The sequence below is a fragment of the Mesorhizobium sp. P2_D1 genome (assembly GCF_056404455.1).
Window position 1 is genome coordinate 1 of the sequence record NZ_JBFUDZ010000020.1, and the last position, 18346, is coordinate 18346.

The following is an 18346-nucleotide window of genomic DNA, read 5'->3' on the forward strand; positions in this document are numbered from 1 at the left end:
CCATTGCCTTGCCATTGCCTTGATCACCATGTCGTTGACCGACAGCTTGTAGGCCGGCACGTCACCCTTTTCGGTCTTCTTGACTGGCGCTGCCGCATTGATCTGCGTGCGCAATGCCAAGAGCGCATCGAGTTCGCAGTCGAGCGTCAGGTAGAAATGCGGGATGGTGGTCTTGGCCTCGACCAGGCGGCGCGCGATGGTCTTGCGCATATTGTCATGCGGGACGAGTTCGTAGGAGCCTTGCTCGAACAGTTTCAGCACCTGCTCGTCCGACATCGCCTTCACCGGCGCGGCGGCAGCAGCCGGAGCCGCCGGAGCGCCTGCGGGCGCTGCCTTGGCGGCAGGCTTGACGCTGCCACCGGCAATCGCCGCATCGACGTCGGCTTTCACCACGCGGCCATGCGGGCCGGTGCCTGCAATGGTCGAGAGTGCAAGACCCGCCTCACGGGCAAGACGACGAGCCAAGGGTGTTGCGCGCGCAACCGAAGGCGATTTGCCGATCTCCTCTCTTGTGGGGGAGATGCCCGGCAGGGCAGAGGGGGGCGCGACGGACTGAGATGCGGGCGGGACAGCGCCCCCCTCTGTCGACTTCGTCGACATCTCCCCCACGAGGGGGGAGATTGGCGCCTTGTCCTGCTTCGTAGCAGCCCCGTAAATTTCATCGTCGGCATAGATCCACGCGACAGCCGCGCCGACAGGAATGTCGATCCCCTCCTTCCCGGTGACGTCACGCAGCACGCCGCTGGCCGGCGCATCGATCTCCATCGCCGCCTTATCGGTCTCGATCTCGAACAGCACATCGCCCTTCTTGACGCTGGCGCCTTCCTCGGCGAACCAGCGCGAGATCTGTCCGGTCGCCATGTCCATGTCGACCTTGGGAAGAATGACTTCGGTCGGCATCGATCAGCGACCCCCTCTCACCAGGTCGCGCGCAGCCGCGATGATGTCGGGAACCTGCGGCACAACAGCCTTTTCCAGCTCCGGATTGTAGGGGATCGGCGTCTCCGCCCCGCCCAGCCGCACGATCGGCGCATCGAGGTAATCGAACGCCTCGCTCTCGGCGATCATCGCGCTGACCTCGGCGCCGATGCCCAGCGTCTTGACCGCTTCGTAGACGCACATCAGCCGCGACGTCTTCTTGACGCTGTCGATGACGGTCTGCTTGTCCATCGGCCGGATGGTTCGGAGATCGACGACTTCGATATCGATGCCTTCGGCCTCCAGCGCCGCCGCGGCGTCGAGCGCCTTGTGCACCATGATCGAGGTGGCGACGACGGTCAGGTCGCGGCCCTCGCGGCGGATGTCGGCCTTGCCGATCGGCACCGTGTAATAGCCTTCGGGCACTGGCCCCTTCATCTTATAGAGCAGCTTGTGTTCGAAGATCATCACGGGATCGGGATCGGCGACCGCGGCCAGCAACATGCCCTTGGCATCGTATGGCGTCGCCGGCTGGATGACCTTGAGGCCCGGCACATGGCCGAGCCAGGCCTCGAGGCTCTGGCTGTGCTGGGCCGCGGCACCGGTGCCGGAGCCGGCGGGAAAGCGCATTACCACCGGAACCGAAACCTCGCCGCCGAGCATGAAGCGCATCTTGGCCGCCTGGTTAACGATCTGCTCCATGGCGAGCGTGGCGAAATCGGAAAACTGGAACTCGAAGATCGGCCGCATGCCGGTGAGGGCGGCGCCCACCGCGACGCCCGCGCCACCCAGTTCCGAAATCGGCGTGTCGATCACCCGCTCGCTGCCAAACCGATCGACCAGATCGCCGGTCACCTGGAAGGCGCCCCCATAGACGCCAATATCCTCGCCCATCAGGAAGACGCGTTCGTCCATGTCCATGGCGATCGCCATGGCTTCCTGGATCGCCTGGGCGTAGCTCAGTTCACGCACCATCGCGTCCATCACGCCTGCTCCGTATAGACATAATTGCCGGTGTCGCGCACATCCGGCGACGGGCTGGCCTTGGCAAACTCGATGCCGTCGGCGATCTCCTGTGCCACCGCGCCGCGAATGGCCTCGATGCCCTTGTCGTCGATGAAGCCGAATTCGCGCAGCTCGCTTTCGAACAGGGTGATCGGATCGCGGTTCGACATCCAGTCCTCGATCTCCTCCTTGCTACGATAGCGGTTGCGGTCGCTCTTGGAGTGACCGCGATGGCGATAGGTCTTGGATTCGATCAGCGTCGGCCCCTCGGCGGCGCGTGCACGCTCCACAGCCTTGTACGACGCCTCGGCGACTTCCGAAAAAATATTGCCGTTGACGATGACACCTGGCATCGAATAGGCGGCAGCGCGCTCGGCGATGTTCTTGACGGCGGTCGAGCGCGCCGTCGAAGTCGACATGCCGTAGCCGTTGTTCTCGCAGACGAAGATCACCGGCAGCTTCCAGACCGAGGCCATGTTCAACGCCTCGTGGAAGGCGCCTTCATTGTTGGCGCCATCGCCGAAGAACGACACCACGACCTTTCCAGTCTTCATCATCTTGGCGGAAAGTGCTGCCCCAACGGCGATCGGAATGCCGCCGCCGACGATGCCATTTGCGCCAAGATTGCCCTTGCCCACATCGGCGATGTGCATCGAGCCGCCACGGCCCTTGCAGTAGCCGGTGGTCTTGCCGAAGAACTCGGCGAACATGCGCTTGACCTCGGCGCCCTTGGCGATGCAGTGGCCGTGGCCGCGATGCGTCGAGGTGATCTGGTCATCTTCGGCAAGCGGCATGCAGATGCCCATGGCGCTGGCTTCCTGGCCGATCGACAAATGCATTGTGCCGTGGATGAGGCCGCGCGTGTAGCACTCCTCCGCACCCTCTTCGAAGCGCCGGATGAGGTACATCTTGTAGAGCACATTTCTGAGCTGCTCGGCGCTGTACTGTCGATAGACGAAGGGCAGGTTGGCGCGACTGTCGGCGACGGCTTTGCTGGCTCCGGCCATGGTCAGGCTCCCGCGGACCCGTAGACGAGCTTGTCCTGGCGGGCACGCAGTTCGGCGATCTTGGAGCCTGGCGCTGGAGCAGCATTCGCATAGGTGATGAGCTCGCCCTTCTTGATCGGCTGGGTCACCGAGCCGCCCTGCAGCAGGCCGCAGGGAATGGCCTTGGCTGCGCGCGCCTCCGGCGCCGTCATGATCCAGGCGCGGTAGCAATATTCGCCGATGGCATCGAGCGTCTCGCCCGGCTTCATCTCCTTCTTGGCCACCGCGCAGACTTCGGCCGTTGGTTTCGCCAGCGGGACCATATCCGCCTTGCCGTAGAGCACGACACGGGCGCAGGTCAGCGGCACTTCGAGCGAGGTCAAATGATAGGGACGGTGGAAGGTGAAATACGGGCCCTTGCCCATCTTCAGATCTTCCATGCGCTCCGAAATGCGCGGATGCGACATGTCGGCGACGACGAAGACGCCAGGCGCGACACCCTTGCCGATCGAGTAGTCGACGACGCCGACCTTCGACAGCACGCCGCCGTCCTTCTGCGGCACCAGGACCTTGGACAGCTCGCCAAGCGTCGCCGCCGGGCCATGCATGCCGGGCTTGTCCGGAACCAGCCCGGTGGCATTGGCGATCGCCGCCATCTCGACCATGGTCTTGGAGCCATCGACGAATTCGACCAGCATGCGCACATTCATATGCCGGCGCTCGGCCTCCTCCTCATAGTCGGGAGGCGTAGCGTCGATGTTGAGCGGATTGTTCTTGCCCTTGCCGGCGGCGACGATCGGATGGCCCATCGCCGAGACGAATTCGATCAGCTCCATGCAGGACGACGGCTCGTCGCCGGCACCCAGCGAATAGGTGACGCCAAGCCTGTCGGCCTCGCTTTTCAGATAGGCGCCGATGGTGACGTCGGCCTCGACATTCATCATCACCAGATGCTTGCCATGCTCCATGGCGCGCAGGCCGATCTCGGCGCCGACCGCAGGAACGCCGGTGGCGTCGATGACGACATCGATCAGGTCATTGTCGATGACCAGGCTGGCATCGTTGGTGACCGCGACCTTGCCGGCCTCCATCGCCGCCGTCATCGCCGAAGCGTTCGACACTTCGCGCGCATGGCCGGTTTGCTGGAAGGCAATATCCACCGCCTTGCTGGCGGCGGGCAGGTTCAGTTCGGAAATGGCGCCGATCTCGATGCCGGACATATGAGCGACGCGGGTGACGATATCAGTTCCCATCTCGCCGGAGCCGATCAGGCCGATGCGGATGGGCTTGCCCGACCTGCCGCGTTCCTCGAGATCGCGGGCAAGGCCCGTCAACGAAACATTGGAAGCCATACCGCTCGTTCCTCCCATAATGCAGGCTATTCAATTGCCTGACCGGTATTGAACATATGTATTTCTGTCAAGACTAATGTGCACGCTAGTCGCTTTTTGACGCCCCATTGTGGAGGCTCCGCGTGACCCAAAACAGCCCACCAACGCGGGGGCCGCGCAGCCGTTGCGCAGACAACACACTGGCACGGCTGCGTGCCTCCCGGCACACGGATTCTGGGTAGCTCGTCCACCGGTCGTGGCGATCGCTGCACCACGCCTCTCGACGGTTCAGGCTATAGAGCCGGCGGCACCGGGAAATCGTGGAAATGCACGATCACCCCATCCGCATCGATCAGGATCACGGCATAGGCTGGCGGCTCGTGGCCGAGGCTCCAGCTCTGCGAGAAATCCAGCGCGGTCTGATGATTGGTGCTGCGCAACGTGCTGATTGGAATGCCACGCCAGCTGCCGGCGATCAGCCGGTGGACGTGTCCGGCGAAGATGTGGCGGACATTGCCGTGGCGTAGCAGAACCTCATGCAAGGCATCGGCGTCGGCGAGCATGACACGGTCGAGCTTGGGGATGTGGATCCGGAACGGCGGATGGTGCATGAACAGGAAGACCGGCCGATCGCGGGCCTCTTGCAGTTGCTCATCGAGCCAGTCGAGACGCGCTGCACATAGCTTGCCCTCGACACGTCCGCTGTCCAGCGTGTCGAGCAGGATCAGGCGGCCCTCAGCGTCATCGACGACGTTTTGGACGAAGCCGCGCTCGGCGGCGGCTTGCGGAAACATCTCGAGAAACACCGCCCGGTCGTCATGGTTGCCGAGCATCAGCCGGCAGGGCGGACCGAACTTTGTCAGGCTCTCCCTCAGCGCTTCGTAGGCGGGGCGCTCGCCGTCATTGGTCAGGTCGCCGGAAATGACCACCAGATCAGCGTCGGCATGGTTGGCGCCGATGTCGGCAAGGCAGGCTTGCAACCTGGAGAGCGGATTGGAGCCGTAAAGAAGACCGCCCGGCGTCATCAGATGCGGATCGGATATCTGGATGACTTTCATGGACCTGACCGGGATGCTTCCTGTTGGCGGCTTTCCTGTTGAATCCTGGCGGCACCAGCCGGCAAACGAAACGCGTTGACCATCCTCACTGTGCGGTCCAGCCGCCGTCCATGGGCAAGGTCGTGCCGGTGATCTGCTTGGCAGAATCCGAGCACAGGAACAGCGTCAATGCCGCAAGTTCGTCGACGGTGACGAACTCCTTTGTCGGCTGTGCCGCCAGCAACACGTCGTGCTTGACCTGTTCCTCGGTCATGCCGCGCGCTTTCATCGTGTCGGGAATCTGCTTTTCGACCAGCGGCGTCCAGACATAGCCCGGCGCGATCGCATTGACCGTGATGCCGTCAAGCGCTGTCTCGAGAGCCACCGTCTTGGTCAGGCCCGCAATGCCGTGCTTGGCCGACACATAGGCCGACTTGAACGGCGAAGCGACCAGCGCATGCGCGGAAGCCGTGTTGATGATGCGGCCCCATTTGCGCGCCTTCATGCCGGGCACCGCCGCCTTGATCGCGTAGAAGGCGGCGAGCAGGTTGATGCGGATGATGGCTTCCCATTTGTCGTCCGGGAAGTCCTCGATCGGCGCGACATGCTGGATGCCGGCATTGTTGACCAGGATATCGAGACTGCCGAACGCGGCCTCGGCCTCATGCACCATGGCGCTCACCGCCGCGCCGTCCATCATGTTGGCATCGGAGTAGCGGCACTTGACGCCGAAATCCTTCTCGATGCCGGCGCGCTCCTGTTCGATTGCCGCGGCATCCCCCAGCCCGTTGATGGTGACGTTTGCGCCTTCAGCGGCAAAGGCGCGGGCTATTGCCAGGCCGATACCGCTGGTCGAGCCGGTGACGAGGGCATTCTTCGAAGACAGGGAACCCATGGTGATCTCGCGCGAGGTGGGAGGGAACATGACATATAATTGTGCATCGCAGCATGACAATGGCAGAGCCATGTGTCGATGCGATTACAACCTTGCGACAACGCCGGAGCATGGCTCCTGTCGCTTCGAAGCCGTGTCGCCGGGGTGACACGGCACTGTCATGGTGCCGTGCAACATAATCGGTTGCGCATTCGCGCGGTCATTCCTGACGAAATTTTGCCTGTTAAAGACCTTGGGGGTGCAGCTTGGAAATCGCCGATGTCGTGAAGCGGGCCTATGCGATGCCGCTGACCAATCCGTCCTTCCCGCCAGGGCCGTATCGTTTCTTCGACCGCGAATACGTCATCATTACTTACCGCACGACGCGCGAGGCGCTCGAAGCCGTCGTGCCAGCGCCGCTGGAGATCGACGAGCCGCTGGTCAAGTACGAATTCATCCGCATGCCTGATTCAACCGGCTTCGGCGACTATACCGAGACCGGCCAGGTGATCCCGGTGCGCTACAAAGGCCAGCACGGCGGCTACGTTCATTCGATGTATCTCGACGACGACGCGCCGATCGCCGGCGGGCGTGAACTGTGGGGATTTCCCAAGAAGCTGGCCAGCCCCAAGATCGTGCATGAGGGCGAAGTGGTGGTCGGCACGCTGCACTATGGCAGCGTTCTGTGCGCCACCGGCACCATGGGCTACAAGCACCGGGAGGCCGATCACGATTCCGTGCTTGCCTCGCTGGCTGCTCCCAACTTCCTGGTCAAGATCATCCCGCATGTCGACGGCACGCCGCGCATCTGCGAGCTGGTTCGCTACTACCTCACCGACATCACGCTGAAGGAGGCATGGACGGCGCCCGCGGCACTCGATCTGCGGCCCCATGTCATGGCCGACGTTGCGAAGTTGCCAGTGCTCGACATCGTATCGGCTGTTCATTTCACCGCCGATCTGACGCTCGGGCTGGGCGAGGTGGTTTACGACTACCTCGCTGATCGCAACCCTTCCGAGATCAGCGCAACCCAGCCGGAGAAAATTCGTGCTTGAACGCAACCGCAAGAAGGAGGCCACAGCCACCATCGAGGAAATCTCGGCGCAGTATGACCGCATCGCGCTGGTGTTTCAGGGTGGCGGCGCGCTCGGCGCCTATCAGGCCGGGGTCTATCAGGCACTGGCCGACGCCGGCTGCGAGCCGAGCTGGCTTTCCGGCGTGTCGATCGGCGCCATCAATGCGGCGATCATCGCCGGCAATGAATCAAGCCGCCGCCTGCAGCGTCTCGAGCAATTCTGGCAGACGATCTCGGGCCGCAAGATATGGGCCTATACGCCGGAAGGCGACATCTACCGCGACATCCGCAACCGCACAAGTTCTTGGATGACGATGACCATGGGCCAGCCCGGCTTCTTCAAGCCGCGCAATCCCAATCCCTGGTTCGAACAGCCGGGAGCCGAAGGCGCCACCAGCTTCTATGACACGGCCGAATTGAAGGAGACGCTGGAAAGCCTGATCGACTTCGATATCCTCAACGACGGCAAGAAGCGGCTGAGCGTCGGCGCGATCAATGTCAGAACCGGCAACTTCGTCTATTTCGACACCGAGAAAGTGCGCATCGAACCGGAGCATATCATGGCCAGCGGCGCGCTGCCGCCGGCCTTCCCGTCGATCCGCATCGAGGGCGAATACTACTGGGACGGCGGCATCGTCTCCAACACGCCGCTGCAATACCTGCTCGACCAGGAGGAGGACCGCTCTTCGCTGGTGTTCCAGGTCGACCTGTTCAGCGCGCGCGGCACCTTGCCACGCGGCATGGCCGACGTGCTGTCGCGGCACAAGGACATCATGTATTCCAGCCGCACGCGCCAGAACACCGACAATTTCCAGCGCATCCATGCGCTGAAGATGAAGCTGCTCGAGGCGCTGAAGCGCGTGCCCGCCGAACTGTTGAAGGATGGCGAAAAAGAGCTGATCGAGGACTATTCGCAGGCAGGCGTCGTCAACATCGTCCACCTGATCTACCAGCACAAAGGCTATGAGGGTCACGCCAAGGACTACGAATTCTCCGGCACCTCAATGCATGAGCACTGGGAGATGGGGCTGGAGGACACGCAGCGCACGCTGCGCCATCGCCAGTGGCTGACCCTGCCGACCAATGTCGAGGGCGTCGCCATCCACGATCTGCACCGCGAGGATCCGACCTGAGGTCATTGCTGCGCCTTCCTCTGACGAGGCGCACGCCAAATTTCACAGTTTTGCGGACCAAGGCCTTCAGCCGCGTTGAAATAAGCCAGACTACCCCAAACAAAAAACGGCGCCGAAACCGGCGCCGTTTTCATTTCAACATCTGATTGTCCGCTCTAGAACACCTGGCGGAAGATGATGAACAGCACGAAGGCGAGCGTGATCGAGCACGGCAAGGTCAGTACCCAGGCAAGCAGCAGGTTGCGCACCGTCGACCATTGCAGCCCCGAACCGTTGGCGGCCATCGTTCCGGCAACGCCCGACGACAGCACGTGCGTTGTCGACACTGGCAGTCCTAGCCGGTCGGCCATGCCGATGGTCACCATCGCGACAAGCTCCGCGGCGGCACCTTGGCCATAGGTCAAATGGCTCTTGCCGATCTTCTCGCCGACCGTGACGACGATGCGCTTCCAGCCGACCATGGTGCCGAGGCCGAGCGCCAGGGCAACGGCGACCTTCACCCAGATCGGGATGAACTTCGTCGCGTTGTCGACGGCCTTGTGATAGTCGGTGACCGCCTTCAGATCGGCGGCCTCCATCGGCAGCAACTTCTTCTTGTCGATCAGCTTGAGTGCCTCGCCGATCAGGTAGATGTCGTTGCGGGCGTTGCTGACCAGATCGGTCGGCACGTTGTCGACAGTCGCATAGGGCTGCAGGCCCGCTGTCGTGTTGTGGATGTAGGTCTGTAGCGCGACCGTCGTCTGGTCGCTCCAGGTCCGGGTGCGGACGGCATCCTGGACGGCGGCCTTGGCGTCGGTGACGGTGACGCCCGGCTTGACATATTTGCCGAGCGCCTGTTCGACGTTGACGGAAGCGGCCTTGTAGGCCTCGAGATAGTTGATGTCGGGCGTCCGGTTCAGCGCAAAGGCCGTCGGCACGACACCGATCAGGATCAGCATGATCAGTCCCATGCCTTTCTGTCCGTCATTGGAGCCGTGCGCGAAGCTGACGCCGGTGCAGGTGAAGATCAGCAGCCCGCGGATCCACCATGGCGGCGGCGTGTTGCCTTTCGGTGCTTCGTAGAGGGCCGGATTGCGCACGAGCAGCTTCATCGCATAGAGCAGGATCGCCGCGGCGAAGAAGCCGATGATCGGCGACACCAGCAAGGTGATGCCGACATTGGTCGCCTGCGACCAGTCGACACCGCTGGTGGCACTGCCGGCAGGTGCCATGAACTGGTTGGCGAGGCCGACGCCGATGATCGAGCCGACCATCGTGTGCGAGCTCGACGCCGGCAGGCCGAGGAACCAGGTGCCGAGGTTCCACAGGATGGCTGCAACCAGCAGTGCGAACACCATGGCAAAGCCGGAGGAAGAGCCGACCTGCAGGATCAGCTCGACCGGCAGCAGCGAAAGGATGCCGAAAGCGACCGCACCGCTGGAGGTGAGAACCCCGAGGAAATTGAAGGCGCCCGACCACATGACCGCGAATTCGGCCGGCATGGAGCGTGTGTAGATGACCGTCGCCACCGCATTGGCGGTATCATGGAAGCCGTTGACGAATTCGAAGCCGAGCGCGATCAGCAAGGCAATGCCGAGCAGGATCCACGGCACGGTCTTGGCCTCGGCCAGATCCTGGCTGAGCGCGTAGCCGACATAGACGACGCCGACGAGCACCAGCACGCCGAAGGCCGGCAGGAACCACTTCGCGCTACCCGAACTGTGCAGCGGATGATCCGGTCTCGGAATGCCCGCCTCACTAGAAACTATGTCCACCAAGTCCCACTCCTATTGCATTGCAGCAAAGAACCGGGACGAACGCTATGGCCGCACAATGAACCCTGTGTGACGATATCGGACACAACTTCCGAGGATATTTCAGGCGAAAAGCCTGGCGTCGACGCTGTCAGGCGCCCCTGGACCGCGTCTTCAGGATCGCCGAAAACAGCGGATCGAAGGCCCGGCTGATCGGCGCCGCGGCGGCACCGAGCGCGATCGACCAGGGATCGGTGGTGCCGAGCTGCAGGCGCGGCAAATGCCGCCCCGGCCGATCGGCGATCGACGGCAGCAGCGGATGCATCGCCTCGACCAGCCGGCGGGCCAGCGCTTCCGGCGCTCCGCTGGTCAGGATGACGGTCTGCGGATCGAAGATCGTTTCGATGAGATGCACGCTCCAGCGCAGATCATGCGCCGCACCATGGATCCAGGCAATGATCTTGGGATCCTCGGCCGTGACGAGGCCGTCCATCTGTCGGTAGATGTCGTCGTCGGCCGGGTTGAGGCCGAGATGCTGGTAAAGCGAGGCCAGCGACGCGCGATGTTCGAGCGGCGTCGAGCCGGGGCCGGCCGGCGACAGCAGCGCCATGCCGATCTCGCCGGCATTGCCATAGCCGCCGCTGTAGAGCTCGCCGTTCAGGATCAGTCCGGCGCCGATGCCGTAACCGATGTAGAGGCAGACCGCGTGATCGACGCCGTGCGCCGCGCCGACGATGCGCTCCGCCGTCGCGCAGGCGGCGGCGTCGTTCTGCAAGCTGACATTCAGGCCTGTGCCTTTCGCTAGCGTCTCCAGCAGCGGAAATTTCTGCCAGGCCGGCATCATCCATTTATCGTCGGAATTCTTCAGCCCGAAAGGACCCGGCATGGCGACGCCGAGACCGACGAGCCTCTCTTCGGATTGGGCGGACATCTGGGACAGCTCACGCCGGACGCCGCCGACCAGGCCAAGGATCACCTCGACGCCCTTCGACGGCTCATCGAACGGCAGGTTGGCCTCGGCTCGCGCCAGCACGCTGCCGACCAGGTCGACGGCGACCGCCCGCGTCAGGTGGCGATCGATCTGCAACCCGATGGCGAAGGCGCCTTCGGGAACCAGCCTGTAAGGGGTCGAGGGCTGACCCCTGCCCTTGCGCACCGCCTCGAGGGCAACGACCAGGCCGTCGCTTTCGAGATCCTCGATGATGTTGGAGACCGCCTGCTTGGTGAGTTGGGTCGCCCGCGCCAGGTCGGCGCGCGACAGGGCGCCATTGAGGCGCAGCGCCTCGATCATGACACGACGGTTGTGCGCACTCGTGCCTTCCTGGTTGGTGCCGCTCTTGGCGCGGATTGGGCTGAAATCGTCCACCGGCGTTTCCCTCTTGACTCCATTAGGATATTGATCGACTAATTAAGTCAAGCGAATTGACTTAATAGCAAACCGACCGCAGAAAAAGACGGCCAGGGCTTTGTGCCGGGCGCCGCCCACGGTCGGGGACCATTGGGTCACGTGACATCAATCCGGGAAGGCAACGCATATATCGCCCGCCCGCCAACATCGGAAATGGGAGAAGAAGATGCTGAAATCGATCGGTAAGACACTCTTGGGTGCAGTCTTTGTCGGAGGATTGCTCGTTCCCCATGCTTTCGCCGAAACGTCCATCAATGCGCTTTTCATGGCGCAGGCCGCCTACAGCGAGGCTGACGTACGCGCCATGACGGACGCCTTCACGAAGGCCAATCCCGACATCAAGGTCAATCTCGAATTCGTCCCCTATGAGGGCCTGCACGACAAGACCGTGCTCGCGCAGGGCTCGGGCGGTGGCTACGACGTCGTGCTGTTCGACGTCATCTGGCCGGCCGAATACGCCACCAACAAGGTGCTGGTCGATGAGTCTTCGAAGATCACTGGCGACATGAAGAAGGGCGTGCTGCCCGGCGCCTGGACCACGGTCCTGTATGAAGGCAAATACTACGGCATGCCGTGGATCCTCGACACCAAATACCTGTTCTACAACAAGGATATCCTGGAGAAGGCCGGCATCAAGGCGCCGCCGAAGACCTGGGAAGAACTCGGCGAACAGGCCAAGATCATCAAGGACAAGGGCTTGCTGAAGACACCGATCGCCTGGAGTTGGTCGCAGGCCGAGGCCGCGATCTGCGACTACGCCACGCTGGTCAGCGCCTATGGCGGCGACTTCCTCAAGGACGGCAAGCCGGACTTCCAGAATGGCCCCGGCGTCGCGGCGTTGAAATACATGGTCGACAGCTACAAGTCGGGCCTCACCAATCCCAATTCCAAGGAATTCCTGGAAGAGGACGTGCGCAAGGTCTTCGAAAACGGTGACGCCGCCTTCGCGCTGAACTGGACCTACATGTACAACATGGCCAACGACCCGAAGGACAGCAAGGTGGCGGGCAAGGTCGGCGTTGTGCCGGCGCCAGGTGTCAGTGGCACCAGCGAGGTGTCGGCCGTCAACGGCTCGATGGGCCTTGGCGTCACAGCGGTCTCCAAGCATCCGGACGAAGCCTGGAAATACATTGAATTCATGACCTCGCAGGCGACGCAAAACCAGTATGCCAAGCTCTCGCTGCCGATCTGGGCGTCGTCCTATGACGACCCGGCGGTGACCAAGGGCCAGGAAGAGCTGATCGCCGCCGCCAAGCTCGGCCTGGCTGCGATGTATCCGCGCCCGACCACGCCGAAGTACCAGGAGCTGTCGACCGCCTTGCAGCAGGCGATCCAGGAATCGCTTCTCGGCCAGTCTTCACCGGAAGACGCCTTGAAGACCGCCGCGCAAAACAGCGGCCTCTGAGCACTGTTGTCGTTCAACATGGGCGGCCTTGTGCCGCCCATGTTATGTCCAGATCAAAGATGAACGAAGAAAGGCTGCTCCGATGTCGGGCACCTGGATGACAACCCGTGCATGGTTGCTGATGCTGCCGCTGCTCGTGGTCATGGTCGCCGTCATCGGATGGCCATTAGTCGATACCGTCGGGCTTTCCTTCACCGACGCCAAGCTTGTCGGCACGGGCGGCAATTTCGTCGGCTTCGACAATTATGCGAACATGCTGTCCAGCTCGAATTTTTCGCGCACGCTGGTCACCACGACACTCTTCGCGGTGATTTCGGTCGCCGCCGAAATGGTGATCGGCGTTCTCGCAGCACTGCTGCTCAATCAGCAGTTTCATGGCCGCGCCATCCTGCGCGCCTTGATGATCCTGCCCTGGGCGCTGCCAACCGTGGTCAACGCCACCCTGTGGCGGCTGATCTACAATCCCGAATATGGCGCGCTCAACGCTGCCCTCATACAAATGCACCTCATCGATGCCTACCGTTCCTGGCTCGGCGAGCCGGGCACCGCCTTGGCGGCGCTGATCGTCGCCGACTGCTGGAAGAACTTTCCGCTGGTGGCGCTGATCGCGCTGGCCGCACTGCAGGCGGTGCCGCGCGACATCACCGCCGCCTCGCTCGTCGACGGCGCCGGGGCCTTAAACCGCTTCCGCTTCGTCATCCTGCCCTATCTCGCCGGCCCGCTGATGGTGGCGCTGGTGCTGCGCACCATCGAGGCTTTCAAGGTCTTCGACATCATCTGGGTGATGACCCGCGGCGGCCCTGCCAACAGCACGCGCACGCTGTCGATCCTCGTCTACCAGGAGGCTTTCTCCTTCCAGCGCGCCGGCTCCGGCGCATCGCTGGCGCTGATCGTCACCTTGCTCGTCACCGTGCTGGCCGTCGCCTATGCGGCGCTGGTGCGCAAGACCGCCGGGAGTGCCGCCTGATGGAACGCCAGAGCCCTGCCTTCACCATCTTCATCCACGCCTGCGCTGTGCTGCTCGCAGCCGTCATCCTGGCGCCCCTTGCCTGGCTGTTCATCATGAGCATCTCGCCAGCCGCCGACCTTGCCGCCAAGCCGCTGCGCTGGTGGCCGCAAAGTGCTGACTTCTCGCGCTACGGGCAATTGCTGTCGACCGCCGAAAACAGCGCCGGCGCTGCCTTCACCTCATCGCTGCGCAACAGCCTCGAGATTGCCGGCATGGCGACCATCGCCGCGCTCGCGCTGGCGATCCCGGCCGGCTGGGCCGTCTCGCGCACGCCGTCGATCGGCTGGTCGCTGTCGATGGTCATCGCCACCTACATGCTGCCACCGGTGGCGCTTGCCGTGCCGCTTTATATGGGCCTGTCGTATCTCGGCCTGCTCAACAATGTCTTCGGCCTGGCGCTGGTCTACCTRACCATATTGGCGCCGTTCACCACCTGGCTGATGAAGTCGGGTTTCGACTCGATCCCGCGCGAAATCGAGGCGGCGGCAATGATCGACGGCGCCGGCCTGTTCCAGACGCTGCGCATCATCACGCTGCCGCTGGCCGCACCTGTAATGGCGACATCGGCGCTGTTTGCCGTGCTGCTTGCCTGGGACGAATTCTTCTATGCGCTGCTGTTCACCTCGGACCAGCGCGCCAAGACCCTGACCGTCGCCATCGCCGATTTGGCCGGCGGCCGTGTTTCCGACTACGGATTGATCGCCACGGCCGGCGTGCTGGCAGCCTTGCCGCCGGTGCTGATCGGCCTGGTCATGCAGCGGGCGCTGATTTCGGGCCTGACCAGCGGCGGTGTGAAAGGATGACGATGACCACTGGCAAGAGCCGCCCCGCCGGGCTCATGGCGATCGACCGGGAAATGGCGCGCCAGCATGCCGACGCGATCGCGTCGTTCGAACGCAACGCCGCCATGGCTGCAAAGGTCGCCGCCTCGATCCGGCGGAGCGGGCGCCTGTTGCTGCTCGGTATGGGCGGCTCGCATGCCGTCGGCCGCGCCGTCGAGCCGCTCTACCGCGCGCTTGGCATCGATGCGCTGGCACTGCCGCTTTCCGAGCAACTCGGCCAACCGCTGCCACTGGCCGGCAGGACGGTGCTTGTCACCTCGCAGTCCGGTGAGAGCGCCGAGGTCGTCAGATGGTTCGCAGAGGCTGGCGGCACCGCCGATGTTTTCGGCCTGACGCTTGAAGGCGATTCGTTCCTGGCTCGCACCGTGCCTTGCATGGTCGGCGCCGGCGGCACCGAACTGGCGTTTGCCGCGACCCGCAGCCTGACCGTGACCTTCGCCTTGCATCTGGCGATCCTCGCCGCACTCGGCGAGGACCCGAGTGCCGCGCTTGGCGCCTTGGATCAGCCACAAGACAACGACATCACACAGGCGCTCGCAGCACTGGCTGGGGCGACGGCCATCGTCACCTCGGGCCGCCAGTTGCAAGGTCTTGCCGAAGCGCTGGCACTTGGCCTCACCGAACTGTCGCGCCTGCCGTGCTTTTCGCTCGAGGGCGGCCAGTTGCGTCACGGGCCGATGGAAATGCTCGGCCCGCACATCGGCGTCATCCTGTTTCGCGGCAACGACCCGACATCGGATCTGGTGACCGCGATGGCCATGTCAGTGGTCGAGGCCGGCGCACCGCTGGTCGTCTTCGATTCGTCCGGGCAAACGCCTGTCGCAGGAGCCGTGACACTTTCCTTCAAACCGGCTTCCGGTATGGCCGCGATCTTCGCCATGCTGCCTCCAGCGCAGCGCCTGATGATCGCTTTCGCCGATGCCCGCGTCGACAATGCCGGCACGCCGGTTCGCTCGACCAAGATCACCAGGAGCGAGTGATGCGTCCGCTTGCGGTGATCGGCAACGTCAATGTCGACCTGATTGTCGGCCCAGTAGCGCCGTGGCCTGCCGCCGGAACGGAGACCGTCGTCGACCACGACGAATTGCGCGTCGGCGGTCAGGCCGGCAACAGCGCGCTGGCCTGGGAGGCGCTGGGCGTCGATTTCGCCGTTGCCGCCAATGTCGGCGACGACCAGTTCGGCCGTTGGCTTCGCGAGGCCTTTGGCCGCCGCGCCGAGAAATGGCCGGTCCGTCCTGAAGGCACGACGCTGTCCGTCGGCATGACCCACCCAGACGGCGAGCGGACCTTCTTCACCACACGCGGACATCTGCCGCGCTTCGGCCTCGGCGATGTGTTTTCCGTGCTCGACGGCAGGGCGCTCTCGGGCGGCTACGCGCTGTTGTGCGGCTCTTTCCTGACCGACGATCTCACACGCCATTACGACGCGTTTTTCGACTGGGCGGACAGCAACGGCATTGCCGTCGCGCTCGACACCGGCTGGCCGATCGATGGCTGGACCGAGGCCAATTGCACGGCCACCCGCGCATGGCTGTCGCGCTGCGAACTGGCGCTGTTCAACGAGGTCGAGACCGTGACCCTGGCCGGAATGCAGAGCCCTGTAGAGGCAGCCCGCGCGATCCGGTCGAGCATGAGGGAAGGCGCGACCTTCGTCGTCAAGCGCGGCCCGCTGGGCGCCATCGCCATCGGCCCGGACGGCGCACTTGTCGAAGCCGTCGCGCCCGATGTCCGGGTGGTCGACACGATCGGCGCCGGCGATGTCTTCAACGCCGCCTTCCTCGCTGCACTGGCGCAGGAGCAGCCGTTGTCGGACTGTCTCTCCGCCGCGACGCATGTGGCGTCACGCGCGATTTCCACCTTGCCCCGCAACTATGGTGGGCCGATGCAGTTCAGGGAATCCACACATGAGCGCGCTTGAAATCCGCGACATCCGCAAGAGCTACGGCAGTGTCGAGACGCTGAAAGGCATCGACATCGCGCTGCAGAGCGGCGAATTCCTAGTGCTGCTCGGCTCCTCGGGTTGCGGAAAATCGACGCTGCTCAACATCATCGCCGGGCTGGCCGAGGCGACCAGCGGCGATGTGCTGATCGGCGGTCGCTCGATCCTTGGCGTTCATCCCAAGAACCGCGATATCGCCATGGTCTTCCAATCCTATGCGCTCTATCCGAACCTGACCGTCCACCGCAACATCGGCTTCGGATTGGAGATGCGCGGGGTTGCCGCCGACGAGCGCGACAGGGCCGTACACGAAGCGGCGAAGCTGCTGCAGATAGAGACCCTGCTCGACCGCAAGCCGAGCCAGCTTTCCGGCGGCCAGCGCCAGCGCGTCGCCATTGGCCGGGCGCTGGTGCGCAAGCCGCAGGTCTTCCTGTTCGACGAGCCGCTGTCCAATCTCGACGCCAAGCTGCGCCTGGAAATGCGCACCGAGCTGAAGCGCTTGCACCAGATGTTGCAGACCACGATCGTCTATGTCACCCACGACCAGATCGAGGCGATGACGCTGGCGACCCGCATCGCGGTGATGCGCGACGGCCGGATCGAGCAACTCGGCACGCCCGAAGATATCTACGACCAGCCGGCGACACTCTATGTCGCGGGTTTTGTCGGCGCGCCGTCGATGAACATGCTGCAGGCGGTCGTCGCCGACGGAAAGCTGGCCATAGCCGATACCGAGGTGCGGATACCCGTGCCTGCACGCTTTCGACACTCGGCCCGCGACGGCGCACCGGTCGTCGTCGGCATCAGGCCCGAAGCGCTTCGCGTGGCGACCAGTGCTGCGACAGACTTGTCATTGCCCGTGGAGATCGAGGTCGTCGAACTGACCGGACCCGAACTGGTCACCACGGCCCGCATCGGTGCACAGCGGCTGACGGCTTGCTTGCCGCCACGGACCCGGCTTGCCAAGGGTGAAGCATGCAGCTTCGCCTTCGACGAGACAGCGCTTCGCTTGTTTGACCCGGCAACCGGCAAGGCCTTCCTGGATCAGCCCTGATCGATGTCCTCGCGGGTCTGAGGCGATCCCGCAATCTCAAGCAAGGACGCCACCAGCAACTGCCGCTCGTCTTTCGAAAGGACATCCGCATCGAAGAGGCTCATGCTGCGCAGCCCTTCTATGGCCAGGTAGCAGACCAGCAACGACTTCAGATCCGGCGTCTCGCCCTTCAGCCGCTCGAAAAGCTGCTGCTTGAACGTCTTTATCGGCGTCATGAAGTCGGGATCCTCGGCGATCGCCGAAAAGATCCAGGATGCCGATGGCCGCTTCTCCTCGCAATCGCTTGCCGACAGCGTGATGTAGACGGCGAGTGGGTTTTTGCCTTTGTCGGCACTGTTTGCGGTTTCGAGCGCTTGCCCGAAGTCACGCAAATAGCCCTCGACCAATCCCTGCATCAACTTGGCCTTGGTCGGGAAATTGTAGAGCAACCCGCCTTTCGATACGCCGGCGCGGCTGGCGACCGCTTCCAGCGACAGGCTGCCGGGCCCGGATTCTCTTGCGACGTCCGCCGCCGCAGCAAGAATCTTCTCGCGCGAATTCGATCTTGGAGCTTTCATGGCCCCTCCCATCGCAAGCTTAGGCCCAATTGACAAGACC

General features: G+C 63.4%; 17 protein-coding genes. 8 read left to right on the forward strand and 9 right to left on the reverse strand.

Features of this window, described 5'->3' with window-relative positions; genetic code table 11:
- From AC1D0I_RS16270 to AC1D0I_RS16295, 6 genes are all read right to left on the reverse strand, one after another.
- Positions 1-900: E3 binding domain-containing protein (locus AC1D0I_RS16270; RefSeq protein ID WP_477396339.1), on the reverse strand; the 900-nt coding region annotated here is incomplete at its 3' end.
- 3 nt (positions 901-903) lie between these two features.
- On the reverse strand, positions 904-1902 hold the full coding sequence (locus tag AC1D0I_RS16275) for an alpha-ketoacid dehydrogenase subunit beta (RefSeq protein ID WP_477396341.1): 999 nt from the start codon (positions 1900-1902) through the stop codon (positions 904-906).
- Positions 1902-2930, reverse strand: a complete 1029-nt coding sequence (locus tag AC1D0I_RS16280; protein ID WP_477227791.1) for a thiamine pyrophosphate-dependent dehydrogenase E1 component subunit alpha — start codon at positions 2928-2930, stop codon at positions 1902-1904. The genes AC1D0I_RS16275 and AC1D0I_RS16280 overlap by 1 nt, the downstream gene beginning before the upstream one ends.
- A 2-nt stretch (positions 2931-2932) precedes the next feature.
- Positions 2933-4261, reverse strand: coding sequence for an NAD(P)H-dependent oxidoreductase (locus tag AC1D0I_RS16285; protein WP_477396343.1), 1329 nt, complete (start codon positions 4259-4261; stop codon positions 2933-2935).
- A 272-nt stretch (positions 4262-4533) separates the two neighbouring features.
- Positions 4534-5298 (reverse strand): phosphodiesterase, encoded by a 765-nt coding sequence (locus AC1D0I_RS16290; protein ID WP_477396345.1) that lies wholly within the window; start codon positions 5296-5298, stop codon positions 4534-4536.
- Between the two features lie 85 nt (positions 5299-5383).
- Positions 5384-6172 carry a 3-hydroxybutyrate dehydrogenase gene (locus AC1D0I_RS16295; protein ID WP_477396347.1) on the reverse strand — a complete coding sequence of 263 codons (789 nt, stop codon included), beginning with the start codon at positions 6170-6172 and terminating at the stop codon, positions 5384-5386.
- Between the two features lie 245 nt (positions 6173-6417).
- Here AC1D0I_RS16295 and AC1D0I_RS16300 point away from each other — a divergent pair, with 245 nt between their 5' ends.
- Both AC1D0I_RS16300 and AC1D0I_RS16305 read left to right on the forward strand, forming a co-directional pair.
- Entirely contained in the window at positions 6418-7206 is a 789-nt protein-coding gene (locus AC1D0I_RS16300) for an acetoacetate decarboxylase (protein WP_457154597.1), read from the forward strand.
- The gene (locus tag AC1D0I_RS16305) at positions 7199-8359 is read left to right on the forward strand and encodes a DUF3734 domain-containing protein (RefSeq protein ID WP_477396349.1); all 1161 of its coding nucleotides are present in this window, start codon (positions 7199-7201) and stop codon (positions 8357-8359) included. Before AC1D0I_RS16300 ends, AC1D0I_RS16305 begins: the two co-directional genes overlap by 8 nt.
- A 155-nt stretch (positions 8360-8514) precedes the next feature.
- Here AC1D0I_RS16305 and AC1D0I_RS16310 read toward each other — a convergent pair whose 3' ends face one another.
- Both AC1D0I_RS16310 and AC1D0I_RS16315 read right to left on the reverse strand, forming a co-directional pair.
- Positions 8515-10116 (reverse strand): inorganic phosphate transporter, encoded by a 1602-nt coding sequence (locus tag AC1D0I_RS16310; protein ID WP_477396351.1) that lies wholly within the window; start codon positions 10114-10116, stop codon positions 8515-8517.
- A 127-nt stretch (positions 10117-10243) separates the two neighbouring features.
- Positions 10244-11458, reverse strand: a complete 1215-nt coding sequence (locus tag AC1D0I_RS16315) for an ROK family protein (RefSeq protein WP_477396353.1) — start codon at positions 11456-11458, stop codon at positions 10244-10246.
- Positions 11459-11666: 208 nt separating this feature from the next.
- Here AC1D0I_RS16315 and AC1D0I_RS16320 point away from each other — a divergent pair, with 208 nt between their 5' ends.
- The 6 genes from AC1D0I_RS16320 (at position 11667) to AC1D0I_RS16345 (ending at position 17749) form a co-directional block, all read left to right on the forward strand.
- Positions 11667-12905, forward strand: a complete 1239-nt coding sequence (locus AC1D0I_RS16320) for an extracellular solute-binding protein (protein ID WP_095089244.1) — start codon at positions 11667-11669, stop codon at positions 12903-12905.
- Positions 12906-12987: 82 nt separating this feature from the next.
- Positions 12988-13872, forward strand: coding sequence for a carbohydrate ABC transporter permease (locus AC1D0I_RS16325; protein WP_477396355.1), 885 nt, complete (start codon positions 12988-12990; stop codon positions 13870-13872).
- Positions 13872-14717, forward strand: coding sequence for a carbohydrate ABC transporter permease (locus AC1D0I_RS16330; protein ID WP_477396357.1), 846 nt, complete (start codon positions 13872-13874; stop codon positions 14715-14717). The genes AC1D0I_RS16325 and AC1D0I_RS16330 overlap by 1 nt, the downstream gene beginning before the upstream one ends.
- Entirely contained in the window at positions 14714-15736 is a 1023-nt protein-coding gene (locus tag AC1D0I_RS16335; RefSeq protein WP_477396359.1) for an SIS domain-containing protein, read from the forward strand. Before AC1D0I_RS16330 ends, AC1D0I_RS16335 begins: the two co-directional genes overlap by 4 nt.
- Positions 15736-16674: a PfkB family carbohydrate kinase gene (locus AC1D0I_RS16340; RefSeq protein WP_477396361.1), complete on the forward strand. Its 939-nt coding sequence runs from the start codon at positions 15736-15738 to the stop codon at positions 16672-16674. Before AC1D0I_RS16335 ends, AC1D0I_RS16340 begins: the two co-directional genes overlap by 1 nt.
- Positions 16661-17749: an ABC transporter ATP-binding protein gene (locus tag AC1D0I_RS16345; protein ID WP_477396363.1), complete on the forward strand. Its 1089-nt coding sequence runs from the start codon at positions 16661-16663 to the stop codon at positions 17747-17749. The genes AC1D0I_RS16340 and AC1D0I_RS16345 overlap by 14 nt, the downstream gene beginning before the upstream one ends.
- On the opposite strand, the gene AC1D0I_RS16350 is transcribed toward AC1D0I_RS16345, so the two are convergent.
- Entirely contained in the window at positions 17740-18306 is a 567-nt protein-coding gene (locus tag AC1D0I_RS16350; protein ID WP_477396365.1) for a TetR/AcrR family transcriptional regulator, read from the reverse strand. The two genes, AC1D0I_RS16345 and AC1D0I_RS16350, sit on opposite strands and share 10 nt — an antisense overlap.
- Between the last annotated feature and the right edge of the window lie 40 nt (positions 18307-18346).